The following is a 23,264-nucleotide window of genomic DNA, read 5'->3' on the forward strand; positions in this document are numbered from 1 at the left end:
GGGTACCCCTTGAATTCATTGGATGGGGCGTTGTGTGGATGGGGCGTTTTAGTGACTGGGCACGCCCAGTCCGGGTTCGTCCGGCGCCGCGTCACGCAGTTGCGGCCGCCGCGCAGCCTTGGACACCACTGGGCGCACGCAGAGGCCCGCTGCCAGGAACACCGAGGCGAGCACCGCCCAGCCGACCGTCTCGTTGCCGATGACGCCCACCGTCATCAGGACCGGCCCCACCGCCACCTGGACGCTGGATCCGAGGTGGAAGGTGGCGAGGTATTCGACTCGGGACTGGGTGGGCGCCAGCCCGAAGGACAGACTCCACTGTCCGGCGGACTGCAACAGCTCGCCGCCGGTGAGCAGGATCATGGCCAGGGTCAGAACCGCGATGGTGGCCGCCGTCGACTCCATGTATCCGGCGGCGGCGAAGCAGACGCAGCACAGGGCGAGCACGACGCTGGCTCTTCTCAGGGCTCTGGCCCCTTCGGCGACCTTCTCCGTGCCGCGTGCCACGCGCACCTGGAACAGGACGGCCAGCACGGTGTTGACGACCAGGAGGATGGCCACCAGTGAGTCCGGGGCGGCGGTGTGCAGGGTGATCCACAGCGGAACGCCGACGCTGAGCAGCGCCATGTGCAGCATCAGCAGGGCGTTGACGCCGGCCGCCGCCGCATACCACCGGTCACGGATGGCCGGAAACAGCGGGCGGGAGGGCTTGCCGGTCCGCGGGGACCGCTCGACGTGACGGAACCTCAGGAAGGCCAGGAGGGTGGCGGACAGGGCGAACGACACCGCGTCGCCGAGCATGATGGCGAGGAACGACGTACGCGTACCGATCTCGAGGGCGACCGCGGCGAGCAGGGCGCCCACGGTGTAGCCGACGTTGTAGACGACGCGGAGTCTGGCCGCCATCTCGGCGCGCCGTTCCGTGCCGACCGCCTGCTCGACGAGCGCCTGGCTCATGGGCCGGGCCGCCTGCTCCGCCACGCCGAGCAGACCGACGACGCAGAGGAACGAGAGGAAGCCGTCCACGAACAGATAGGCGGCGAACCCCACGGCGCAGCATGCGTGCAGCAGCATGAGCACCAGCCGTGGGCTCCATCTGTCGGCCAGCTTGCCGAACGGGATCGGCCCGAAGATGCCGAGGAACCCGGCCAACGACAGACCGAACCCGACCTGCGCTGGACTGAGACCCACGATCTTGGTGAAGAACAGCGCCGATCCGGCCAAGTAAAGGCCTGTTCCCGCAGCATCGATAAATCCGACGAACAGCAGTCCGGCGCCACTTCGACTGACAGCAAACCTGTCCACGAATGTCCAGATCACGCTGTTGTCACCAACCGTGATCGGTCACCCGTGGGTTGGCGCTGGTTCTCGGATCTAAGCAGAAGTCAACCATTCCAGAATCCCCCGTTCACGTTAAACGCTCTACCGGCGCTGGGGCCGGGAGCCCTTTAGTTCGTGATCGACCCGACTGTATCCCTGCGGCGTTGACCGGCACAAGCACAAATACACATTGCTGCGGACTGTAACCCCGTACTCCGGCGCCGCCGTCGAGACTCCAGTGTCTCTTCGTTCACTTCTGTGTGGGGGCGGGGAGCGCATAGGGCGGAAGGGCGTGCCGGTGGTCGACGGAATGCGCTGGGCGCCCCCCCCAAGAGCTCGTAAGAGGATCTTGTGCGTTGACCCGGCTACAGGCAAAGTGCAGCGGTCGAGAGATCTTCGAGTCGTGGAAGCTGACGGAGTGGCCTTCTGGGCTACTCGCTCGGTCGCTTTCCGTAGTGGGGACGGACAGTCCGGGCCAGCTTCCGCTGGATCACCCGCAACATCCTAGTCGTCTCCGCATCGTCACGCCCCGTGGTCGTTGACCAATCGACGCCCGAACCAGCGAGGTCGCTAACGAAGACGATCTCTGTGGCCAGAAGTGTCCTTGCCCAGTCCGTGGCGCCGAGCGGGGCGTCTTCGCCAAGAGCCTTCCGGAGCCTTTGGCACTGGTCGAACAGGTCCTGCGCGTCGGCGAACCCCATGCCGACGGCGAGTTCAGCGCTGCAATGTGCAGGGCTGCCCCATTCCAGGAGCGCACGAGTCAGCAGTTCGACCTCGTGCTCGGTCAACAACTCGCTAGCTCTTACCCTGTCTTGCGACACCGGTTCGCCGTTTCCCATGGAGCTCGTAACAAGATCTTGTCGGTGTGTCCTGCTCGGACGTGACCGATACGATCGTTGGCCGTCTACGTCGTGTGACGACGCGGCCTTGGATTGTGGACGACGGCTTGTGGGCACGGATTGAACCGCTGCACCCGCCCTGGCCCGAGCGGTCACCGGGACCGAAGCCGGTGGACGACCGGCTGTGCTTGCAGGGCATCTTGTACGTCCTGCATCGGACATCGCCTGGCAACTTCTGCCCTTGGAGCTGGGGTTCGGCTCCGGACAGACCTGCTGGCGGCGTCTGGGTCGCTGGCAACAGGCCGGAGTCTTCGAGAAACTGCACCGCCTCCCGCTTGCCGAGCTGAACGCGGCCGGCGAACTCGATTGGTCGCGTGCGTGCGTAGACGGCTCTCACGTCCGCGCCAAAAGGGGGGAGCTGCGACTGGTCCGTCGCCGGTCGATCGGCGGAAGACGGGCAGCAAGCACTTTTAATCTGCGACGGCAAGGGCACCCCGCTGCATGTCATCACCACCGCGGCGAACGTTAACGACATCACCCAGGCCGTCGACCTGGTCGACGGCATCCCGCCCGTAGCCGGACGGCCCGGCCGACCACGCCGGCGACCCGAGTCCGTCCTGGGCGACAAGGCGTACGACTCCAAAGCTGTACGCCCGACAACTGCGGTGCCGCAGGATCCTGCCGGTGATCTCCCGCAAGGGTGCGGTGCCCCGAACATCAAGGGCCTGGGCGAGCTGCGCTACGTCGTCGACCAGACCATTGCCCTGCTCCACCAGTTCAAACGCCTGGCCATCCGCTGGGAACGACGCCTCGAACTCCACTACGCCTTCGTCGCGTTGGGCTGCAGCCTTATCTGCTGGCGGCGCCTCAAGAAGGCCGAATCATGATCACGTCAGGAGCTCACATGGTGGGGCAGGACAAGATGTCACACGATCGCGCTGCAGCCCCAGACCACGTGCGATGGGCTGCCGTTGGGGCGTCTACTGCATCAGCTCAGTGTGAGGGTGCTCGGGTGAGGCTGGGCAGACGTAGAGCTGTTGTCTGTAACCGCGGCCGATCTGGATGGCTGCTGGCTGATTCGGGCGAGGCTCGCCTCCCCAGGTGGGTGCCGTGGATTGTTGCATCTCATGAGGGATCCAGCTGTGGTTACTGCTGTCCCATTCATTGGTGGCGATGGTCAGCAAGGGGCTTATCGCGGTGTCGCATGCACGGCAGGACTGGGCAATCGGATCGGTCAGACCCCAGGAGGCCCAGCCGCCGACCTTCCAGCCGGGCGCGACAGAGAGGTTGGTCGAGTAAAACTCGCTCGGATACGACGCGTACCGGCTGTCCACCACGTCACTGGCGGCTTCCCATCTGCTCCGGTCCTCGACCATGCTCCGCAGTTCTTTGCTCAGCTCCAAGGGGTTGGGGTACTCGGTGACCTGCTCCGGCAGAAGCAGGCACGGCTCGGGCAGATAGTCGGCGCGCTGTACCGCGGTCGGTTCCGGGGGTGCGGTGAGGATGTCGGTGACCTCGGCTGCGTTTCGCCACACCAGCACGGTCCTGGGCATGTAGCTCTTCGGAGGATGATCGAAAGGACACCACAGCACTTGGAGCAGATCCCTGCCGGCGGGGGTGCGCAGGTCTGGGATATCCCGTTTGTAGAGCTGCGCCAACGGCAACAGCGCTATCGACCCGTCGTACGGTCGCAGGCTCGGCTTCGGTCTCGGATAGGTCCTCGAGGGTTCGATGCGGGCAAGGGTCTCCCGTTCCTGCGGGGTGAAGTCCCGGCCCTGCGCGGCGGCGCGAATCCGGCGTAGCAGTCGCAAGTCCGCAAGCGTGATGAGCGGGTCCGTTCCGTACCACTCGTGCGGTCCGTCGCAGTGCGGCCAGGGCTCATCGGTGGGCCACAACAGCGGACCGCCGACCGAGCTGTGACGCAGGGACGGGGATGCGGGAACGGGGTGCAACCGGGTCGCCGTCCGTGCCAGCGGGGCCAGTTGGGGAAAGAGCGTGGTCACGTCGAGCGGACGCGGCGGCGTAGTACGCGTGATCTTCATAGCAGGTGATGCTGCCAGCAGCCACTGACACTGGTGCAGATATGCACTACCACAGTCCGATCGTTCAGGCGGCACCGAGTCGTCACACGACGCGAGCGGACGGATCAACACATTGGTCACGCCTGACCAGGGCTCATCGGCAAGATCCTGTTACGAGCTCTAAGGGGTGTCGCTTGAAGATCTTGAGGTCGCCTCGGACGTAAAGGGGAATCCCGCGTTGTCTGTGACGCGTGTGGCGACTGCGAGGGCCGAGCGTGGGTGGCCGTGCCCAGCAACACCCGCGCCGCAGCGCGGTCAACAGTCAATGGGCAGAGCTACGCTGATCGGGGGCAGTCCACAATGAGCAAGACCCGGGGGAAAACGTGAACCGACCACTGCTGTTCGTCGACGTGGACGGGCCGCTCAACCCCTATGCGGCGAAGCCGGAGAGGCGTCCCGACGGCTACACCACACTCAGAGTTCCCCAGAATGGCGCCCAGGGGGACGACAGGGGCCTCTCGTCCCGACGGCGCCCCCTGCGGGTCTGGCTCAACCCAGGGCACGGACGAATCCTGCTCCAACTCGGCTTCGAGCTGTGCTGGGCCACCACTTGGCTGGATGACGCCAACCGTTGGATCGCACCGGTCCTCGGGCTTCCGGAACTTCCCTTCGTCGGCTTCGGCGACGCCCTGCTCCGAGAACGCCCCGATGGAGTCCACTGGAAGACCGGACCGCTGGTGAACTACGCCAACGGCCGTCCATTCGCCTGGGTGGACGACGAGCAGAGCGAGTTGGATCAGACGTACATGACCGCCCACCACCAAGGGCCCGGGCTCCTCCACCACGTCAACCCACGGATCGGCCTGCGGGAGAGCGACTTCCACGCACTCGCCGACTTCGCCCGGTCCCTGAACACCTCACGCACCACTGGCTGAGCACCACGCCGCCAGTACTCCGACGATGGCCGGGCGGGCCTGAACAGCATCGCCGACCCGCCGGCTGCGCTAGGTGGTCAAGAGTGGCTCGCCCGTTGGGGTTCGGTGGCCGGCGCCGCGCGGGTCACCGCGGCGGTGAGGGCGCGGCGCAAGTCATCGGGCAGCCGTCCGATGCGCGGCCACCGCACGATGTGCTCCGACACTTCGCGCAGTTTGATGTTGGTGTTCTGCGACACCTCTTTGAGCACATCCCAGGCCGTCTCCGGACGCACCCCGCCATACGCGATCACCACACCCATCGCCTGGTCGACGATCGCGTGCGAGAGAACGGCCTGCCGAAGCTGCGCGACCTCCTCCTGGAGTGCCGCGATCGTCTGGTCGCTGTCGACCTGGTCTGACATGGCGAAACACTCTTTCGAAGGTCAGTCGTGCCGTTACTGACACGCTGCCCCCGATGGGAGCGCGCGAGGGTGCCCCCAGCGAATCGTCACCAGGCCGACTGTCCAGAAAACGAAATGCGGCTGCGGGACTGAGTAGCATCCGTCACCGGACCTGTTTCGTGAGCGTGATTCCTGGCAGGAGGGCCTCATGGGTTCGTTGATCTTCGACAGTGACGACCTCGAAGAGACCGAGGAGTTCCTCTGCCGCGCCTACGCCAACATGAGGATCGGCAGCAGCACACCGGAGGCCAGCCGGGCGCGTGTGCGGCGGGACGCCACCGAGTCCGTGAGCGTGGACGAGCTCGACCTGAACTTCGAGATGACGTACTCGGTGGCCCCGCTCGGCAAGATCTGCCTGTGCGTCGTTCACGAGGGCACCATCCAGGACCATGTCTTCCAGGGCGTCCGGGACGCCTTCGGCCCCGGCGACGCCGTGATGTTCGCGCCCCACGATCTGCCGTACGCGGGGCGGATCTGCGAAGCCCGGTACAACATCACGATGCTCGATCCCCGGCTGCTCGACCACGTCGCCTCCAGCGCGGAAAAACCGCTTCTGGAGCCCGTCCGGCTCACAGGGCACCGGCCCCACTCACCGGCCGCGGCGGAGCGCCTGAAGCGCACGATCATCTACGTGCGCGACCACGTCCTGGGCGACCAGACCGCCGCGGCCGAACCGCTGGTCGTCTCGGCCGGCACCCAATTGCTGGCCGCGAGCGTCCTCGCCGCGTTCCCCAGCAACGCGAGCACCAATCCCACCGCCCGCGACCGTGCCGACGCCCACTCGGCGACCCTCAGACGCGCCGTCGCCTACATAGAGGACCACGCGGACCAGCCCATCACCGTCGCCGAGATCGCTGCCGCCGCCCATGTCACGGTCCGCACGTTGCAGTACGCCTTCCGCCGCCAGCTCGACACCACACCCCTCGGCTACGTACGCCGGGTCCGCCTCGCCCACGCCCACCGCGATCTGCTGGAGGCGCGGCCGGGCGGCGACACCACGGTTGGCGCCATCGCCGCCCGCTGGGGCTTCCCGCACCCCGGACGCTTCTCCGCCCTCTACCGGGACATGTACGGCACCAGCCCGTCTCGCACGCTGCACGGCTGAGGGCGAGGCCTGGCGCTGGGGCTGGGGTCACACCATGCTGCTCGCCTACTGCTCATTCAAGTTCCCGCGGGCCGTACAACGCGCTGTCGGCTGCGGTGGCAAGGGCCCAGTAGCGGTCGCCGTAGGACCAGTGCCACCACTCGGTTGGATAGTTCACCAGGCCAGCAGCGGACAGCGCGTCACCGAGCACCCGCCGGTTCGCCCGCGCTTCACGGCTGACGTTGGCTGCGTCCGTGTAACAGGCGCCGTCACTCTCTTCCGGGCTGGCATTCACCCGAGTTCCGGAGCCGCCCGTAGACGCAGGGCCGTGACGGACCATTCGATCAGCGGGGCGAGTCGTTCCGGTGGCGGCCAGCCGTTGATCAGCGCGAGCAGTTGGAGGTAGTGGTCTCTGCGTGGATCGCTCGCGGCTTCCAGGCGGTGCAGGAGCCATCGGTGTAGTTCGGGGTCATCGGGGCGGCCGTGGGCGAGCGCGCACCGGGCGGTGAGCACCGCGACGACAGAAGCGGCCTGGGGCGAATCCGGGCTCGTGCCGGACGCCATGGCTGGCCCTACGAGGTCACGGGCGATGGCGAACATGTCCGGGCGAGGTGGCGTGGGGGTGTCGTCCGGCAGGCCGGCCGTGTGGTCTTCGGTCAGGCGTCGCACACTGGCGCGGAAGTCCGGGTCCAGGGACAGTTCGGCCAGCTCTACCCAGGCCCTGACCTGTTCGTCGGTGGGGTTGTCAGGGAGCTCGGGTGTCATGGAACGCCGAGCTGCCGCATAGTGGGAGCCGCCGTGCGGACCGTCGAAGACGGTGTCGAGGAAGTCGTCCATCATGTGTCGGCGTTCGGCTTCGGACAGTGTGGCCAACTGGTGCATCAATTCCATCTCCTTGGGGGTGGGCTCGCGTCGGGACGCGGCCCTCAGCACCGCCCGTCGCAGACGCAGAATGCTGATCTGCGCGTCCAGCGCCGAAGCGTGCTCCGCGGCGACTTCGCTGAGCGTGAGCTCCTGATCCACGACCCGCCGGATCACCTCGAGGCCAAGTCCCAGTTCTCGCAGTGTCCGCACGAGGGCAAGGCGAGGGATGGACTCCGGGGCGTACCGTCGGTAGCCGGCGTGGGTGCGGTCGGCAGGCGCCACGATGCCGCGATCGGAGTAGAACCGGATCGTCTTTACTGTCAGCCCGGTGCGCTGGGCCAGTTCACCGATCGAGAACAGGGTGCCGCCTTCCATGAGCCGACCTTCCTGTCTCCCCCTGCGGGAGACTCAAGTCCGCGGAGCTCGCGAGGGAACACCGGACGGCGCCCCACCCCGGCGCGCTACAGCGTTTGGTACACCCGAACGATCACAGGCGGGTGCTCGTGGGATTCCGGGCAGTGGTAGATCTGCAGTTGTTCGTCTCCCAGCTCGATCTGGGTCGGGTCCCCCGCCGGTGGGTAGCTTCGCCGGTCATCGGCATCGGCATCCTCAACCGGACGCCAGCCGCCTTCGTTGTCCCCGTTCCATTCACTGAGCCCCACAGTGAACAGGGGCTCGGTCACCGTGCCGCACTCACAACGCGGCGGGTCGGCCTGGTCGGGTGCATCCGATGGGACAGCACCCCAGCCGCCGATCTTCCAGCCCGGAGCCACCGCGAAGTGGGTGTAATGATGCCCCGTCTCCTCCTGCCACGCGTGCACACGCGCGGCCACGGCATCGGGCAGTTGGTCGGGCGCCGGATACTCGGTCACCTGTTCCGGATGCAGGACGCAGGGGGCGGGCCAGTAGTCGTCCAGCTCGATCACGGTCGGCTCCGGCGAGGGCGAGAGTCGGGCGGTGACCTCGTCGGCACAGCGCCAACGCATGTGGATGGCCGGGATATCGCCCTCGTGGTCGATGAACGGACACCACAAGATCTGGAGCAGGTCCGCGCCATCGGGGACGGGCAAGCCGGGGACGTCCCGAGCATAGAGCTGAGCCACGGGCAGGAGCGGCACCGGATCCGTGTAGGGGCTGGCGATCTTCTTCGGCCTGCTCCGGTCATGTATCGCCTCTTCCTCGGGCGTGATCGGTTCATCCTCCGACCGTGCCCACCGGGCGACCATGACGTGATGTGCGGCTCGTAGGGCCTCCAGTTCCACCACCTCGTACACCTCGTGCGACCGCGTGCAGGTCGGCCACGGCTCGTCCTGCGGCCACAGCAGCGGGCCACCGACCGAACTGTCGTCAACGGTGGGTGAACCCGACCGTGGATGCAGCCGAGTGACGTTCCTCGACATCGTGGCCAACTCCGGGAACACCGCGGTCAGTTCCAAAGGGCGCGGGGGCGTCGTACGCGTCATCCGTTTCTCCTCTCACATGCCTAGGAGGTTATGGAAGCACTCGGCACTGACAGAGCGCCCTTGGGCGTGAGTCGGCCGGAGGACCCGTCACCCGAGGGCGCGCTCGGTAGCATTCCGTCGCCCGGCTGAGGTTTCGCCTGACGAATCGAGTGAGCCCGTGAGTGACGATGTCCTCTCTGTCATTCCGACCGACCCGCACTGGCAGCCCGAGCCGGCCGCGGCGGAGCGTGCTGCGTCGCTCGTGGAGGACCTGTCCCCCGGGCTCCCCGACGGCGTCGACGTCGAGATCGACGTCACCTGGCACCACGTAGTCACCGTTGTCGACTGTGGTCAGAACCTTCAGAAGATCGGTTGTCCCCGATGCGGCGGGTCGATCGACACCGAGTGGTGGGCTGACCTGCTCGAAGCGCACTGCGACAGCGGCTTCCGGACCCTCGACGTGATGGTTCCCTGCTGCGGGGCCGCGACCTCGCTGGACGCGCTGGAGTACGACTGGCCCTGTGGTTTTGCCCGCTTCGAGATCGCCATCTGGAACCCGGAGCGAATCTGGTTCAGCGAGGAGGAATTGAGCGCCATCGGGGACGCACTCGGGCATCCGGTGCAGCAAGTCAGGGCCCACATCTGACGCATGTCAGCCCGCGAGGGCCCGGCATCACGAGTCGTCCAAGTTCAGTAGCAGGAGCGAGTTCGCGACTTCCGCTGACCCGCCGCTCGCGCAGTGTGATGATCAAACTCGTGATCAGTCAGGGGACCGGACCAGCCAGACGTAGTACGTGGATCGAGATAGCGGCGGCAGCGCTCCCGCTGTACCTGACGATGATCGCTGCCTCAGCCGGCGCTCTGGTCGACACCGCGCTGCTCGGCAACCACGCCACCGCCACCCTCGCGGCCTTCGCCGTCGCCCTGGCCGTGTTCAGCCCGGCTACCGCCACGGTGGCGGGCGCGCTGCGCGGGGTGATGCCGTTCGTCACGCCGAGCAAGGCGGATCCTGACCGTCTCCTGCCCGTGGTGCGCAGCGGGACGTGGCTCGCGATCACCGTCGGCTGCATCGCCGCTGCGGCAGTGGCGTCCGTTCCTCTGATCGGCCAAGCGGCAGGCGTTCCCCGTACCACCCTCGACCAACTGGGGATCTTTCCGCTTCTGTTGGCGGGCAGCGTGCTCGCCATCGCGGTCAGCTCGTCGGCCACATCCGTCCTGGTTGCACTGGGTCATTCGAAGTTGGTGATGCGGGCCGGACTGCTCGCAACCGCCGCGTCTACCACGCTGTCCGTCCTCTTGGTGGGTGGTCCCGGGCCGCTGCCCAGTTACGGCCTGACCGGGGCAGGCATCGCCATGCTCGCCTCCGGCTTGGTCAGTGCCTGTGTCAATCAGGTGACCATTCGCCGCTGTACCGTGCTCCGCGGCCGCTCTCTGTATCCGGGCCGGCCCGACGTGCAGCAGGTCTGGGCATTGGGCACCGTGGGGATTCCGCTGGCCGGCACCGTGCTCGTCAAGTTCGCGGTCCTCGGCGTATTGACCTTCGCGGCGGCCAGGATCGGTACGGACAGCGCCGCGGTGCACAGCGTCGGCATCTCCCTGGTCAACCTCATCTTCACGGCTGCGGTGGCGGTCGGCCAGGCCACCATCCCGCTGATCTCCGACTACGCGGCGCAGCATGACAGCGCGCGTATTCGGCGCAGCGTCAGGGCGGGGACGTGGCTTGCTCTGGTCGTTGTGGGGTTCATCGCGACGACGGTGATTGTCCTGAGTTCGTGGGTCGTTCCGCTGTTCACCCAGGATGTCGGTGTGCGGCCACAGATCACGGACCTTCTGCCGCTGGTACTGGCCGTGGTCGTGACCGACGCACTCCAGGCAGTCGTCGGCTTCGGCCTCATCGGTCTCAAGCGCACCGTGCCGAGTTTCGTGTCGACCTTCGTCTGCTACGGAGTCCTGGCCGCCGTCGCCGCCCCGGTTGCCGCAGCCGGAGGGCTAGCCGCCCTGTGGACGGCTCTCACCCTTGCCAACCTCCTCCAAGCAGTGAGCAAGGCCTACTCCTTCTACCGGCACAGCACCTTCACCCGGGACCGCGAACCGACACTTCCCGATCCCCTCCTTCGCCCGCCATGTCCTCGGCCTCCCAGCGAAGCAGATCGCCCGGCTGGCACTTGAGCACCTCGCAGAGCGCGGCGAGTGTCGCAAAGCGCACCGCCTTGGCGCGGCCGTTCTTGAGGACCGCCAGGTTGGCGGGCGTGATCCCTACGCGGTCTGCGAGTTCGCCCACGGACATCTTCCGCCTGGCCAGCATCACGTCGATGTCGACGGCGATCGGCATCAGATCACCTCGTCCAACTCGGCCTGCATCTGGGCCGCTTCGACATCGCGGGCGACGGCCTGCTCAAGCAGCATCCGCAGCACGAGCACGATCAGCGCGACTCCCAGGATGGCCACGCCGATCCCGCCCATGATGAGGGTGACCCCCGGGTCCTCCCGCTGGCCTGGCGCATTGACGGCCGTGACCGCGAACCACACGAGAGCGGCCCCTACGATCGCGCCGATGATGCCGTTCACGTACCGGAAGGCGGCGTCGGAGAACACGGTTCCGCGTCGCACCATCGTCACCAGCCGCCATACACAGACCAGGGCGACCTGGGCCGTCCCGAGGCCCAGGATCGTGATCAGGCGTAGCGCGGTCAGTGGGAGCGAACCGTCCTCCGGATCGTTCCCACTGACCAACACCCAGACCATCAACGCCTGTACGAGCACGGTGCCGGTGAGCACCACCACCAGCACGGCGCGCAGCGCGCGCACTGCCAGCATTCCCATAACCTGTCCTCCCATCGAGCTACGATGGGAATCTATCGAATATCGATAGGTCGGGCAAGTGCTGGGCTGAAACATGCCGGGCGGTCCGCCCATGCGCCACCATGGTGGTCATGGACGCGTTCACCGACCGGCTCAACCCCGACATGTACGTCGTCACGGCCACCGTCGGCGACGAACGCGCCGGCTGTCTCGTCGGGTTCGCCTCGCAGTGCTCGATCCGGCCGGTGCGGTTCATGGTGTGGCTGTCGAAGGTGAACCGGACCTATGAGGTGGCCCGTGACGCCGAGTTCCTCGCCGTACATCTGCTCACCCCGGACGAGCACGAGCTGGCCGAGTTGTTCGGTGGCGAGACCGGCCACCGGGTGGACAAATTCGCCCGCGCCAGTTGGGTCCGCGGGCACGGTGGTGCCGCCGTGCTGCGGGACGCGTGCGCATGGTTCGTCGGCAGGGTCGAGCAGCAATGCGAGGGGGGCGACCATGTCGGCTTCGTCCTGGACCCCGTGCGGAGCGGCGAGCGGGGCAAGGCCGACGGTCAGCCCATCCTGCGGCTCGGTGACGTGCGCTCGATCAGCCCCGGGCATCCGGTCGAATAGGGCGCCGCGATCGAGCGTCCTGTGCCGCAGCTTTTCACGCCGGCCGCGGCACCGTTCCGCTACGGCGTGCCGTCCGCAGGGCGAGGGGTGTGGCTGCCGCCCATGCCTGGGGTGAGCATGCGTGGGGGTAGGGAACCGGCTGGGGTGTTACGGAGCGGTCGTAGCCTGCGAGGACCTCGGGGAGGCGGTAGCCGTGGTGGGTGGCGGCCGCGACCAGGCCCTCGGTGAGCGTGGCCAGTTCGTCGGCGAGGCCGTGGCGGGCCAGGCCCAGGGCGATGACCGCGTTGTCGTGCGGCCAGGCGCTGCCGCGGTGGTAGGACAGGGGGTGGTAGGGCTTCTGCCCGGCCGCCAGGGTGCGGATCGCCCAGCCCGAGAAGAAGTCCGGCTCCAGCAGGCGTCGGCCGACGCGTCGTGCGTGTTCGTCGTCGAGGATGCCCGACCACAGCAGGTGCCCCGCGTCCGACGCCAGGGCGTCCACTTGGCGGCCGCTGCCGTCCAGCGCCAGCGCCGGGAAGTCGGCCCCCGGCATCCAGAAGTCGGTCAGGAAGCGGCGGCGCAGGCGGTCGGCCTCCTCCTCCAGGCGGCGGGCGTAGGGGTCGTCCGCCCAGATGTGCCGCGCCAATTGGGCGGTGCGTACGAGGGCGTCGTAGGCGTAGCCCTGGGCCTCGCAGACGGCGATCGGCCCTTCGGCCTGGGTGCCGTCGGTGAAGCAGACGGCGCCCTCGGAGTCCTTCCAGTTCTGGTTGAGCAGGCCGTCGGGGTCGGGGGTGTAGGTCAGGTAGCCGTGGTCGTCCAGGCCGCCGTCGGTGAACATCCAGTCGACGGCTTTCCGGGCGTGCCGCTCCAGTCGGGTGGCCCACGTGGGGTCGCCGGTGGTCTCGTGGTGGGCGTGGAGCAGGGTCAGGAAGAGGGGTGTGGCGTCGACCGTGCCGTAGTAGCGCCCGTAGGGGACCTGGCGGAAGTGGGCCAGTTCGCCGTGGCGGGTCTCGTGGACGATGCGTCCCGGTTGTTCTCCGGCGGCGGCGTGGCGCTCGCCCTGGACGGCGGCGAGGGCGCTCAGGGTGGCGGCCGCGGTGCCTGGGCGGTACGGCAGCAGGAAGTGCGACGTCAGCAGGGAGTCGCGGCCGAAGAGGGTGAGGAACCAGGGGATGCCGGCGGCGGGGACGAACACGTCCTCGCCGTCCACGCCGGTGGCCGCGATCGTCAGCAGGTCGAGGTCGGCGAGGCCCTGTTCGCAGGCGCGGTCCAGGTCGGTGCGGGGAGCGGGTCGCTCACCACGTGAGGGGCGGGGCGCCGCCGGGGTGTGCGGTGGGAGGCCGTGGGGGTGTGCTCGTACGGTCACGTCGAGTTCGGCTTGTCCGTGGCTCTCCAGGCGGAGGTGCCAGGTGAGGGTGCGGGCGGTCGACTCCGGAGCTTTCGCGTCCGCGTCGACGGTGTCGGGGGCGGGGCGGCAGGTGAGGGTGGTCCGGGAGTGCCAGTCCGCCCGCCGGTAGTCGAAGCGCACGGTGTCGTCACCGGCTTGGACTTCGCGGCGGCCGTCGCTCTTGTCGTACGCGCGGTCGTCGCCGCGCAGTTCGAACAGGTCCGCGAAGTCGGCGTCCACGGTGATGTCCAGGCGGGCGGTGACGGCCTCGGGGAGGTTGTTGACCAGGCGCAGGTGTTCGGTGAGCGTTCCCGCCGTGACGGTTTGTCGGCGGAAGAGGGTGTAGGCGGGGGGCCTGTCCCGGGTGCCCGGTGGGGTCAGGGCGCAGGTGGCCGTGTCGTCCCCTTCGGTCTCGGCCGGGATCAGGGTGAGCGGGGCGGCGCCGTCGACGGTCAGGTGCCAGTGGCTGAGGTGGCGGGCGTCGCGCAGGAACATGCCGCCCGGGACGGTTCCGTGGCGGGGGCCGATGTTCCCGTCGGGCTGGAGGTGGACGAAGGTGGCGTCGCGGACCAGTTGTACGTGGTCGCCGGCCGTGGTCATGATTCGGGCTCCTCGTCGGGGGCGCACAGCAGGTCCAGGGTGAGGGCGGCGGTCCAGGAGAACTGGCGTGCGCCGCGGCCGACGCCGGTGGTCGGGTCGATGTACTCGGCGAAGTCCGACCGGCCCGCGTCGGACAGGAAGCCGCTGCGGAGCCGGCGGGCCTGGGTGTGCAGGCCATGGGTGCGCAGGCCCCGGTGGATGAGCCAGGCGGTGTTGAACCAGGCCGGGCCGCGCCAGTACCGCGTGGGGTCGAAGGCGTGGCCGGTCAGGTCGTAGCTGGGCACGAGCCGGGTGCCCGGCGCGGAGAAGTGGGCGCCGGTGAGGGTGGCGTTCAGCTGGTCGACGAGGTCGCGGGGCAGGTGCGGGACGATCAGGGGGATCAGGCCGGTGACGGAGCGTTCGGGGACCAGTGTGTCGGTGGTCAGGTCCCGGGCCATGAACTGGCCGGCCCGCTGGTCCCACAGCCGTGCGACGAGCCGGCGGGTGAGGTCGGCGGCGCGTGCCCGGTGCGGCTGGTCCGGTCGGTTCAGCTGCCGGGACAGGTCGGCGAGGGCGAGCTCGCTGACGATCAGCAGCGCGTTGAACGCGGGGTCCTCCATCGCGAAGCCGTGCCGCGCGGTGCGGTCGTCGTAGCCGGCTTCGCGGTAGTCGGTGGCCAGGCGCACATAGCGGCCGTAGTCGAGGTCGGTGGGGCGGTCGGCGGGGTGGCCGTGGTCCAGGTCGGCGCGGTGGAACAGGGCCGGGTCGGCGGGTTCCACGCGGGTGAGCGCCCGGTCCCAGCAGGGGCTGTTGTCCATGCCGGGCTCCCAGGGGTGCACGACGGCGGCGAGGCCCTGGCCGCCGAGGTCGCGGCGGGTCAGGAGGTAGTCGTGCCAGGCCACCAGCCGCGGGTGGATCCGGGCGAGGAAGCCGCGGCGCTCGGAGAGCTCGGGGTCGGCCCGGTGCACGAGCCAGGCCGCGAGAGCGTGTACCGGGGGCTGGACGATCCCGGAGGTCTCGGGCATCGCCGGTGCGCCCGCCGTGCGGCCCGCGCTGGACGACTGCCAGAAGTCGGGGCTCGGGAAGTAGGCGTCGAGGGGCAGGGCGGGGTTGAAGACGATGTGCGGTATTCGTCCGTCCGCCCACTGTGCGGACAGCAGGGACTCCAGTTCGCGCTGGGCGCGGCGCGCCGACAGGTGCCGCAGTCCGATGGCGATGAAGGCGGAGTCCCAGCTCCACTGGTGGGGGTAGAGGGTCCGGGAGGGGACGGTGGACGTGTCGGTCCAGTTGTCGAGCAGGACCCGCGCCGCACCGCGCCGCAGTGTCAGGGGGCTGGGCGCGGTGGGCGCGGGCCGCTTCAGGATCGCCGTCACGCGCCGGACCTCTTGAGGAAGGCGGGAACGGCGCCGACGGCCTGGGTGGCGTCGCCGGTCAGGCGGCATTCGAGGGCGAGGTGGCCGTCGTAGCCGACGGTGTGCAGGGCGCCGAGCCAGGCCGGCCAGTCGAGGTGGCCGGCTCCGGGCTGGAAGCGGTTGGAGTCGGACACCTGGGCGTGTCCGATGACGTCGGCGTGGGCCAGGATCGCGGCGGCGGGGTCACTCTCCTCGATGTTCATGTGGTAGCTGTCGATGCCGATCCTGATCGAGTCCAGACCGGTGGCGCGGATCAGGTCGGCGGCCTGCTCGAGGCGGTTGACCATGTGGTCCTCGTAGCGGTTGAGCGGTTCGAGGAAGAGGGTCACGCCTTCCTTGCGGGCGTGTTCGCCCAGTTCCGCGAGTCCCGTGAGCAGCACCTCGCGGTCCTCCTCCTCCGAGCGCGGCGGCTCGAACGGGGGCAGGCGGCGCGAGAACATCCCGTAGGAGGCGGGCGTCTGGGCGCCGACGCCGCCGATCTCGGCCATCACGGTGAGCTGCGACTTCATCTGCGCGAGGGCGTCACGGCGCAGCTCCTCGTCGAAGGCGCCGAAGAAGTGCAGCATGTCCACGCACACCGTCGGCATGACGACGCCGTCCTTGCGGGCCCGCTTCAGCTCCTCCAGGCGGGAGGCGAAGTGGAAGTCGCCCTTGGCGCGCAGCTCGATGGCGTCGTATCCGGCCTGCTGGGCGAACTCCCATTTGGCCTGGAGGGTGTCTCCGGGCAGGAGTTGTTCCTGTGCGGCGATGTTGAGCATGTGGGGGCCTTTCAGAATTCCAGGACGACCTGGAGCGCGTCGGCGGGACGCTCGTCGAGCAGTACGTAGGCGTCGGCGGCGTCGGCGGCCGGGACGACATGGCTGACCAGGGAGGTCACATCCACCTGGCCTTCGGCGGCCAGCCGCAGGAAGGTCTGCTGGAGGCGCTCGACGCTCCAGCGGTGCGACAGCTGCGGGGGCACGCCGCCGATCTGGGAGCAGATCAGCTGGACGCGGTTGTGGTGGAACTCGTCTCCCAGGCGCAGGCCGATGCCGTCGCCCTGGTAGAAGCCGGAGGCGACGACGCGTCCGCCGACGGCGACGGAGCGCAGGGCTTGGTGCAGGGCGGGGTAGGCGCCGCTGATCTCGATGGCGAGGTCGGCGCCGAGGCCGGCGGTGGCCTCCCGGATGCGTTCGGCGACCTGGTCGGTGCGGGCGTTGAGCGTGTGGTGGGCGCCGTGGCGCTTGGCGGTTTCCAGACGGCCGTCGAGTGCGTCGACGGCGGTGACGCGCGCGCCGCTGAGCTGGGCGAGGCGGGTGGTGAGCAGGCCGATGACGCCCTGCCCGAACACGGCGACGTCCTCGCCGAGGTGGATGTCGCCGGCCAGGACGGCGTTGTAGGCGATGGCGCCGACGCGGGCGAAGGCTCCGGCCAGCGGCTCCAGCCCGGCCGGCAGGGTGTGACCGATCATGCGCTCGGCCGGGACGATGCCCTCGCTGCGGTGGCCCCAGATGCCCCAGACCAGGTCGCCGGGCGCGGGCAGGCCGGGTGTGCCGGACAGCTCCGGTGAGATCTCCACGACCTCGCCGACCTCGGAGTAGCCCCAGCCCGCCACGGGGTACTGGATGCCGGCCGCTCCGTCGTGGAACAGCCGCTCCTCGGGGTCCCAGGTCCTGGTCAGGTAGGGGTTGGTGCCGCGGTAGGCGGTGAGCTCGGTGCCGGCGGAGATGCCCGAGTAGCGGGTGCGGACACGCAGGTGCCCGGGGGGCAGTTCGGCTGGGGCGTGCTCGGCGACCTCCACCTGGCGAGGGGCGGTGAACTGGACGACGCGTTCCACGGAGGCTCCGTAACGATGCGGGTGCGAATGCGGGTTGCGTCGACAATAGCTCCGACTTATGTCTTGTCAACCAGCAAAAGTGATGCTGTGATGCGTTGCCAGTAGACGTAAGTCGGAACGAGGACACGCAATGCGCACCAAGAGCCGGCGGTCACGGATGACCGCGGTGGGCCTCACCGCAGCCCTGGGACTCGGGCTGCTCACGGGCTGCGGCAGCGGCAGCACCGGGCCCGGCAGAGCCGACCGGGAGATCACCGTCTGGTCCCAGGAGAACCTCCCCGACCGCATCGCGGTCACCCAGAAGATCATCGACGGGTTCGAGAAGAAGACCGGCATCAAGGTCCGACTCGTCGGCGTCGACGAGGGCCAGATGCCCCAGCTGATCATGTCCGCCGCGGCCTCGGGCACCCTGCCCGACGTGATCGGCGCGGCTCCCATGGGCCAGGTCTGGCAGATGTACAGCAACGGCCTGCTCAACACGGACATGCCCCGGCGGATCATCGACGAGCTCGGCCGCGGCACCTTCAACGCCAACGCGCTCGACCTGACGTCGGACGGGACCACGAGCCTGGGCGTGCCGTCCGACGCCTGGCTCCAGCTGCTCGTCTACCGCAAGGACCAACTCGACCGCGAGAACCTGGCCGCGCCGGACACCTACGCCCGTACGGTGGCCGCCGCCAAGGCGCTCACCGCCAAGGGCAACTACGGCATCTCCGCGGCCACCGACCCCGGAGACGTCTTCACCTCCCAGAGCTTCGAGAGCCTCGCCCTCGCCAACGACTGCCAGCTCGTCGACGACGCCCACGCCGTCGCGCTGAAGTCCCCGCAGTGCGAGACCGCCTTCCGCACCTACGACCAGCTGGCTCGCGACTACGGCGCGGCCGGGACGCAGACGGTGGACTCCACCCGCGCCACCTACTTCGCGGGCAGATCATCCATGATGATCTGGTCGTCGTTCCTGCTCGACGAACTCGCCGGTCTGCGCAAGGACGCCCTGCCCAGCTGCCCCCAGTGCAAGCAGGATGCGGGATACCTGTCGGACAACAGCGGCATCGTCACCGCGCTGAAGGGACCCGACGCCGCCGAGCCCGCCCAGTTCGGCGAGATCACCTCGTGGGTGACCACCAAGACCGCGGAGACGGCCGCCTCCCGCGAGTTCATCGAGTACATGATGGGCAGCGGCTACGAGTCCTGGTTCGGCATGGCGCCCGAGGGCAAGATCCCCGTCCGGCAGGGTACGGCCGCGCAGCCCGAGCGCTACCTCGACGCCTGGCGGCACAGCGAGATCGGCGTCGACACCAAGAAGCCGTTCGACCAGGTCTATCCCGCTCGCCTGCTCAACCAACTCGCCGACGGCGTCAGCGACATGCGCCGCTGGGGCATCACCCAGGGCGAGGGAGCCCTCGTCGGCGCCACCAACGGCGAACTACCCGTACCGAAGGCCATCGGCGCCATGACCAGTGGACAGATCTCCCCCTCCGAGGCGGCGAGCGAAGCCGACGACGAGGTCGCCGCCCTGAAGAAGTCCTTGCAGTAGCCGCGTGCCTGCCCGTCACGAAAGTCTCACCATGACCACAGCCCCCTCCGGCGCACCGCCGCGCCGGACACCCGACCTGCCGCCGCCGGACGCCCCTGCATCCCGCCGCCGGCCGATGACCGCCAGCCGCCGCGCGAGCCGCGCCGGGCTCGCCTTCGTCTCCCCCACGTTCGTCGTCGTCCTCGTGGTGGTCGTCCTGCCCATCGCCTGGACCGTGCTGCTCGCCTTCCAGCACGCCAAGCTCGTCGACATCCAGGGCATGGGCCTGTTCGGGAACTGGACCTGGGACAACTTCGCCCAGGTCTTCGACTCCGCCGGCTTCTGGTCCAGCCTGTCCACGACGCTGCTCTACACGGCGGGCTCCACCGCCGGCTCCATCCTGCTGGGACTGGTCGCCGCCCTCGCCCTGCGCAAGCCCTTCAAGGGCCGGGGACTGCTGCGCGCGGCCATGCTGCTGCCCTACGTCGCCCCCGTGGTGGCCGTCGCCTTCGTCTGGGAGGTCGCGCTCAGCCCGCAGTACGGCATCGTCAACGACTGGGGCCGGCGCCTGTTCGGCTGGGACGACCCGATCGCCTTCCTGTCCACCCGTGAGTACGACGTCAGCTTCCTCGGCGCCCACTTCAGCATTCCGCTGGCCCTGCTGACGGTGATCGCCTTCGAGTGCTGGCGCTACTTCCCCTTCGCCTTCCTGTTCATCCTCGCCCGCCTCCAGGCCGTACCGGACACGCTGGAGGAGGCGGCCACGGTCGACGGCGCCACGCTGACCCAGCGCTTCCGGCACATCCTGCTGCCGCAGTTGATGCCCGTCATCGCGCTGTTGTGCGTGCTGCGGTTCATCATGACCTTCAACAAGTTCGACGACGTGTACCTGCTGACGGGCGGCGGCGCGGGCACCGATGTCGCCGCCGTGCGGGTCTACGACTTCCTCACCGCCCGCTACGACGTGGGAGCGGCCGCCGCCCAGGCCCTGGTCCTGGCCGTCGTCCTGATGGTCCTGCTGGGCCTCTACTTCAAGTTCTTCGCCAACAAGGTGCAGGAGGAGTCGTGAGCAAGGCCGCCCTGACGCGGGCTCAGTTCGAGGACAGACTGTTCGGCGTGCTGCGCTGGGTCGTCATCGCGTTCCTCGCGGTGATCACCCTGCTGCCCTTCTACTACATGCTGCTGCTGTCGCTGAAGCCCATCGACGCGTTGCTGCTGGACCCCGGCTCCCTGTGGATCTCCGCCAAGGACTTCACGCTGACCACCTACCGTGACGTGCTGCGCTCCACCGACGCCGGCGGGCAGGGCTTCGTGAAGTTCCTCGTCAACTCGGCGCTGGTCTCGCTCGGCACCGTCGCCCTGACCCTGCTGGCGGCCGTGCCCGGCGCGTACGCGATCAGCCGTCTGAAGTTCTTCGGCCACCGCCAGGTCAGCGCCCTGTTCCTGGCCGTGTACCTCTTCCCCGCGACCTTGCTGGCCGTCCCGCTGTTCGTCGTCTTCGCGAAGCTGCACCTGTCCTCCAGCCTCGTAGGACTCGCCATCGTGTACGTCGCCCAGACCGTGCCGGTGTCGATCTACATGCTGAAGAACTACCTCGTCACCATCCCCGCCTCGGTCGAGGAGGCCGCGGCCCTGGACGGCTGCACCAGGCTCCAGACCGTCCGCAAGGTGATCCTGCCGCTCGCCCTGCCCTCGCTCATGGCGACCGGTCTGTACGTGTTCATGATCGCCTGGAACGAGTTCCTGTTCGCGCTGCTGTTCCTGGCCGCCGACCCCGACAAGTGGACCGTCTCCCTGGGGCTGGCCCAGCTCGCGAACGGCATCGAGGTGCCCAAGACGATCCTGATGGCGGGTTCCGTGGTCCTGACCATCCCCGTGGTACTCCTGTTCTTCTCCGCCGAACGTCTCCTCACCGAGGGACTGACCAGCGGCGCCGACAAGAGCTGAAACCATGGGGGAACCGATGACGACGCCGAGCCAGGTCAGCGCGGGCGACCTGCTGCACCTGATCCGCAGCGGCCGCGCCAACACCCGTGCCGACCTCCAGAGCGTCACCGGCCTGTCCCGTTCCACCGTCGGCCAGCGGCTCGATGTGCTCAACCGCGCCGGGTGGCTGCGCCACACCACCGGCAGCTCCACCGGCGGTCGACCGTCCGAGCGCATCGTGTTCGACCCGACGCACGCGTCGGTGATCGCCGTCGACCTGGAGACCCGGCACGCCCGTGTCGCCGTCCTCGACCTCGCCGGAACCATCCTCGCGGAACACACCGCGCCCCTGGACATCAACGACGGCCCGGACCGGGTGCTCGACCAGTTGGCAGGCTGGTTCCCGGAACTGATCACCGCCGCCGGCGTCGCGGCCACGCACATCGCCGGAATCGGCCTCTCGGTCCCGGGCCCGGTCGACTGGGAGACCGGCCGGGTGGTGGAGCCCCCGATCATGCCCGGCTGGGACCAACAGCCCATCCGGGAACGGCTCCAGGAGGCTTACGCCGCCTCCGTCGGTGCCTGCATGGACGACGGCCCCGTCCCCGTCTTCGTCGACAACGACGCCAACCTCATGGCGCTCGCAGAGCACCAGGCCAATCACGGGGACTGTGCGGCGTTCGTGCTCGTCAAGGTGTCCACCGGCATCGGCGCCGGTGTCGTGGTGGGCAACAGCGTCTACCGCGGCATCGACGGCGGCGCCGGCGACATCGGCCACATCCGGCTCCACGACCGGCCCGACGCGCTGTGCATGTGCGGCTCGCACGGCTGCCTGGCGGCCGTGGCCAGCGGGCGCGCGCTGGCGAAGGAACTGTCCGCCCTCGGCATGGAGGCCACGTCCGGCTCCGACGTCGGTCGACTGCTCGCCGAAGGCCACCCGGACGCCCTCCGGCTCGCCCGCGACGCGGGCCGACGCGTCGGCGAGGTCCTCGTCACCGTCGTCTCCCTGCTCAACCCGGGTGTGCTCATGCTGGCCGGGGACCTGGCCGGGGTCCCCTTCATGACCGGTGTGCGTGAACTGCTCTACCAGCGCGCCATGCCCCGCAGCACCGCACACCTCCAGATCGTCACCTCCCGCCTCGGCGACCACGCCGGCCTGATCGGCGCCTGCTCCATGGTCGTCGACCTCCTCTACTCCCCCGCCCGCGCGGACTCCCGCCTCCGGGCCTGACCGCGCCCGCCGCACCCGCATGTTGCGGCCTCCCGCACAGACAGGACCACCCGTGACCACCCCACCCTCCGCGACCTCGACCCATCGGACCGTCGAGGTCGGTCCTGTGGCTACCGCCCCCTGGACACACCGGCCCGTCGAGGTCGGTCTCGTGGGCGCCGGCCCCTGGGCCCGGGCCATGCACGCCCGGATGATCGCCGCCGGACCGGAGACTCGGCTCGCCGCCGTCTGGGCCCGCCGCCCCGAGGCCGCGCAGCAGGCCGCCGCGCCCTACGGCGCCCAGATCGCCGCCGACTTCGACGAACTCCTCGACCGCTGCGAGGCCGTCGCCTTCGCCGTTCCGCCGGCCGTCCAGGCGGACCTCGCCGTCCGCGCCGCCGAGCGCGGCAAGGCACTGCTGCTGGAGAAGCCGCTCGGCCCGGATCTGAAGGCGGCGACCCGACTCGCCGACGCCATCGCCGAGGCCGGCGTCATCTCACAGCTCGTCCTCACCAAGCGCTACCACCCCACCACCCGCGCCTTCCTGGCGGCCGCCCGCGCCCTCGACGTGACCGGCGCGCGTGCCTGCTACCTCCACGGCGCCTTCCGCGGCGGCGACTTCGCCACGGGCTGGCGCCTCGAACACGGTGCGCTGCTCGACCTCGGCCCGCATCTGCTCGACCTGCTCGACGCCTCCATCGGCCCGATCGCCCACGTCCGCGGTACCGGCGACCCACGCCGCTGGATAGAGCTGACCTGCGAACACGAAAACGGAGCCGTCAGCCAGGCGTCCCTGTCCGGCGCCGTGGCCGTGCCCCGCGTCCTGACCCGCGTCGAACTCTTCGGCGCCGCCGAGCCGTTGGTCTACGACACGGCCGACATCGACCATGAGGAGTGCTGGCCCGTCCTGCGCCGCGACTTCGCGACGGCGGTGCGCACGCACACTCCTGCCGAGCTCGATGCGCGGCGCGGGCTTTATCTCCAGACGTTGCTTGATCGGGCGGTGTCCGGCTGAGGTTGGACGGGCGGTGGAGGGGTGAGGTGGTGTTGCGCCGGCCAGGATGCCCGGAGTGAACGTGCG

23 protein-coding genes and 2 pseudogenes are annotated in these 23,264 nt (G+C 69.0%); 12 read left to right on the plus strand and 13 right to left on the minus strand.

Annotation, left to right across the window (positions count from 1 at the left end; all coding sequences use genetic code 11):
• Positions 1 to 48: 48 nt before the first annotated feature.
• Entirely contained in the window at positions 49 to 1,320 is a 1,272-nt protein-coding gene (locus ACIQWG_RS12380) for an MFS transporter (RefSeq protein WP_404093794.1), read from the minus strand.
• 431 nt (positions 1,321 to 1,751) lie between these two features.
• The gene (locus tag ACIQWG_RS12385; RefSeq protein ID WP_404093796.1) at positions 1,752 to 2,108 is read right to left on the minus strand and encodes a hypothetical protein; all 357 of its coding nucleotides are present in this window, start codon (positions 2,106 to 2,108) and stop codon (positions 1,752 to 1,754) included.
• A 146-nt stretch (positions 2,109 to 2,254) separates the two neighbouring features.
• On the opposite strand from ACIQWG_RS12385, the pseudogene ACIQWG_RS12390 reads away from it, so the two are divergent.
• A pseudogene (locus ACIQWG_RS12390) lies at positions 2,255 to 2,688 on the plus strand (transposase).
• On the plus strand, positions 2,633 to 3,046 hold the full coding sequence (locus ACIQWG_RS12395; protein ID WP_404095806.1) for a transposase: 414 nt from the start codon (positions 2,633 to 2,635) through the stop codon (positions 3,044 to 3,046). Before ACIQWG_RS12390 ends, ACIQWG_RS12395 begins: the two are co-directional and overlap by 56 nt.
• 93 nt (positions 3,047 to 3,139) lie before the next feature.
• On the opposite strand, the gene ACIQWG_RS12400 is transcribed toward ACIQWG_RS12395, so the two are convergent.
• Positions 3,140 to 4,201 carry a hypothetical protein gene (locus ACIQWG_RS12400; protein WP_404093799.1) on the minus strand — a complete coding sequence of 354 codons (1,062 nt, stop codon included), beginning with the start codon at positions 4,199 to 4,201 and terminating at the stop codon, positions 3,140 to 3,142.
• A 362-nt stretch (positions 4,202 to 4,563) separates the two neighbouring features.
• Between ACIQWG_RS12400 and ACIQWG_RS12405 the strand changes: the two genes are divergently transcribed.
• Positions 4,564 to 5,115, plus strand: coding sequence for a hypothetical protein (locus ACIQWG_RS12405; protein ID WP_404093802.1), 552 nt, complete (start codon positions 4,564 to 4,566; stop codon positions 5,113 to 5,115).
• 77 nt (positions 5,116 to 5,192) lie between these two features.
• On the opposite strand, the gene ACIQWG_RS12410 is transcribed toward ACIQWG_RS12405, so the two are convergent.
• Positions 5,193 to 5,516 carry an ANTAR domain-containing protein gene (locus ACIQWG_RS12410; protein ID WP_404093804.1) on the minus strand — a complete coding sequence of 108 codons (324 nt, stop codon included), beginning with the start codon at positions 5,514 to 5,516 and terminating at the stop codon, positions 5,193 to 5,195.
• A 187-nt stretch (positions 5,517 to 5,703) separates the two neighbouring features.
• Between ACIQWG_RS12410 and ACIQWG_RS12415 the strand changes: the two genes are divergently transcribed.
• On the plus strand, positions 5,704 to 6,660 hold the full coding sequence (locus ACIQWG_RS12415; RefSeq protein WP_404093807.1) for a helix-turn-helix transcriptional regulator: 957 nt from the start codon (positions 5,704 to 5,706) through the stop codon (positions 6,658 to 6,660).
• 52 nt (positions 6,661 to 6,712) lie between these two features.
• On the opposite strand, the pseudogene ACIQWG_RS12420 reads toward ACIQWG_RS12415, so the two are convergent.
• The 3 genes and pseudogenes from ACIQWG_RS12420 to ACIQWG_RS12430 all read right to left on the minus strand — a co-directional run.
• A pseudogene (locus ACIQWG_RS12420) lies at positions 6,713 to 6,943 on the minus strand (M15 family metallopeptidase); the annotation flags it as partial.
• The gene (locus tag ACIQWG_RS12425) at positions 6,931 to 7,878 is read right to left on the minus strand and encodes a MerR family transcriptional regulator (protein WP_404093809.1); all 948 of its coding nucleotides are present in this window, start codon (positions 7,876 to 7,878) and stop codon (positions 6,931 to 6,933) included. The pseudogene ACIQWG_RS12420 and the gene ACIQWG_RS12425, both read right to left, overlap by 13 nt.
• 86 nt (positions 7,879 to 7,964) lie before the next feature.
• Complete coding sequence (locus tag ACIQWG_RS12430; protein ID WP_404093812.1) at positions 7,965 to 8,966, minus strand: hypothetical protein; 1,002 nt, start codon at positions 8,964 to 8,966, stop codon at positions 7,965 to 7,967.
• Positions 8,967 to 9,123: 157 nt separating this feature from the next.
• Here ACIQWG_RS12430 and ACIQWG_RS12435 point away from each other — a divergent pair, with 157 nt between their 5' ends.
• Together ACIQWG_RS12435 and ACIQWG_RS12440 are read left to right on the plus strand one after the other, a co-directional pair.
• Positions 9,124 to 9,591 (plus strand): hypothetical protein, encoded by a 468-nt coding sequence (locus ACIQWG_RS12435; protein WP_404093815.1) that lies wholly within the window; start codon positions 9,124 to 9,126, stop codon positions 9,589 to 9,591.
• Between the two features lie 98 nt (positions 9,592 to 9,689).
• On the plus strand, positions 9,690 to 11,114 hold the full coding sequence (locus tag ACIQWG_RS12440; protein WP_404093818.1) for an MATE family efflux transporter: 1,425 nt from the start codon (positions 9,690 to 9,692) through the stop codon (positions 11,112 to 11,114).
• On the opposite strand, the gene ACIQWG_RS12445 is transcribed toward ACIQWG_RS12440, so the two are convergent.
• Together ACIQWG_RS12445 and ACIQWG_RS12450 are read right to left on the minus strand one after the other, a co-directional pair.
• The gene (locus tag ACIQWG_RS12445) at positions 11,020 to 11,277 is read right to left on the minus strand and encodes a helix-turn-helix domain-containing protein (RefSeq protein WP_404093821.1); all 258 of its coding nucleotides are present in this window, start codon (positions 11,275 to 11,277) and stop codon (positions 11,020 to 11,022) included. The two genes, ACIQWG_RS12440 and ACIQWG_RS12445, sit on opposite strands and share 95 nt — an antisense overlap.
• Positions 11,277 to 11,768 carry a DUF2975 domain-containing protein gene (locus tag ACIQWG_RS12450; protein WP_404093824.1) on the minus strand — a complete coding sequence of 164 codons (492 nt, stop codon included), beginning with the start codon at positions 11,766 to 11,768 and terminating at the stop codon, positions 11,277 to 11,279. The genes ACIQWG_RS12445 and ACIQWG_RS12450 overlap by 1 nt, the downstream gene beginning before the upstream one ends.
• A 101-nt stretch (positions 11,769 to 11,869) precedes the next feature.
• Here ACIQWG_RS12450 and ACIQWG_RS12455 point away from each other — a divergent pair, with 101 nt between their 5' ends.
• Positions 11,870 to 12,361, plus strand: coding sequence for a flavin reductase family protein (locus ACIQWG_RS12455; RefSeq protein WP_404093826.1), 492 nt, complete (start codon positions 11,870 to 11,872; stop codon positions 12,359 to 12,361).
• A 34-nt stretch (positions 12,362 to 12,395) separates the two neighbouring features.
• On the opposite strand, the gene ACIQWG_RS12460 is transcribed toward ACIQWG_RS12455, so the two are convergent.
• Genes ACIQWG_RS12460 through ACIQWG_RS12475 form a run of 4 tightly spaced genes read right to left on the minus strand, consistent with a single transcriptional unit; the run spans position 12,396 to position 17,531 of the window.
• Complete coding sequence (locus tag ACIQWG_RS12460) at positions 12,396 to 14,324, minus strand: glycogen debranching N-terminal domain-containing protein (protein WP_404093829.1); 1,929 nt, start codon at positions 14,322 to 14,324, stop codon at positions 12,396 to 12,398.
• Complete coding sequence (locus tag ACIQWG_RS12465; RefSeq protein WP_404093832.1) at positions 14,321 to 15,676, minus strand: MGH1-like glycoside hydrolase domain-containing protein; 1,356 nt, start codon at positions 15,674 to 15,676, stop codon at positions 14,321 to 14,323. Before ACIQWG_RS12465 ends, ACIQWG_RS12460 begins: the two co-directional genes overlap by 4 nt.
• Complete coding sequence (locus ACIQWG_RS12470) at positions 15,673 to 16,473, minus strand: sugar phosphate isomerase/epimerase family protein (RefSeq protein ID WP_404093835.1); 801 nt, start codon at positions 16,471 to 16,473, stop codon at positions 15,673 to 15,675. Before ACIQWG_RS12470 ends, ACIQWG_RS12465 begins: the two co-directional genes overlap by 4 nt.
• 11 nt (positions 16,474 to 16,484) lie before the next feature.
• Positions 16,485 to 17,531, minus strand: a complete 1,047-nt coding sequence (locus ACIQWG_RS12475) for a zinc-binding alcohol dehydrogenase (protein ID WP_404093838.1) — start codon at positions 17,529 to 17,531, stop codon at positions 16,485 to 16,487.
• A 130-nt stretch (positions 17,532 to 17,661) separates the two neighbouring features.
• On the opposite strand from ACIQWG_RS12475, the gene ACIQWG_RS12480 reads away from it, so the two are divergent.
• From ACIQWG_RS12480 to ACIQWG_RS12500, 5 genes are all read left to right on the plus strand, one after another.
• The gene (locus ACIQWG_RS12480) at positions 17,662 to 19,068 is read left to right on the plus strand and encodes an ABC transporter substrate-binding protein (RefSeq protein WP_404093841.1); all 1,407 of its coding nucleotides are present in this window, start codon (positions 17,662 to 17,664) and stop codon (positions 19,066 to 19,068) included.
• Between the two features lie 31 nt (positions 19,069 to 19,099).
• Positions 19,100 to 20,116, plus strand: a complete 1,017-nt coding sequence (locus ACIQWG_RS12485) for a carbohydrate ABC transporter permease (RefSeq protein WP_404093844.1) — start codon at positions 19,100 to 19,102, stop codon at positions 20,114 to 20,116.
• A gap of 11 nt (positions 20,117 to 20,127) precedes the next feature.
• The gene (locus ACIQWG_RS12490) at positions 20,128 to 20,994 is read left to right on the plus strand and encodes a carbohydrate ABC transporter permease (protein WP_404095808.1); all 867 of its coding nucleotides are present in this window, start codon (positions 20,128 to 20,130) and stop codon (positions 20,992 to 20,994) included.
• Between the two features lie 4 nt (positions 20,995 to 20,998).
• Complete coding sequence (locus ACIQWG_RS12495) at positions 20,999 to 22,204, plus strand: ROK family protein (RefSeq protein ID WP_404093847.1); 1,206 nt, start codon at positions 20,999 to 21,001, stop codon at positions 22,202 to 22,204.
• Between the two features lie 106 nt (positions 22,205 to 22,310).
• Positions 22,311 to 23,198 (plus strand): Gfo/Idh/MocA family protein, encoded by an 888-nt coding sequence (locus tag ACIQWG_RS12500; RefSeq protein WP_404095811.1) that lies wholly within the window; start codon positions 22,311 to 22,313, stop codon positions 23,196 to 23,198.
• Positions 23,199 to 23,264: the final 66 nt, after the last annotated feature.

This window comes from Streptomyces sp. NPDC098781, assembly GCF_044759995.1.
Taxonomy (GTDB): Bacteria; Actinomycetota; Actinomycetes; order Streptomycetales; family Streptomycetaceae; genus Streptomyces.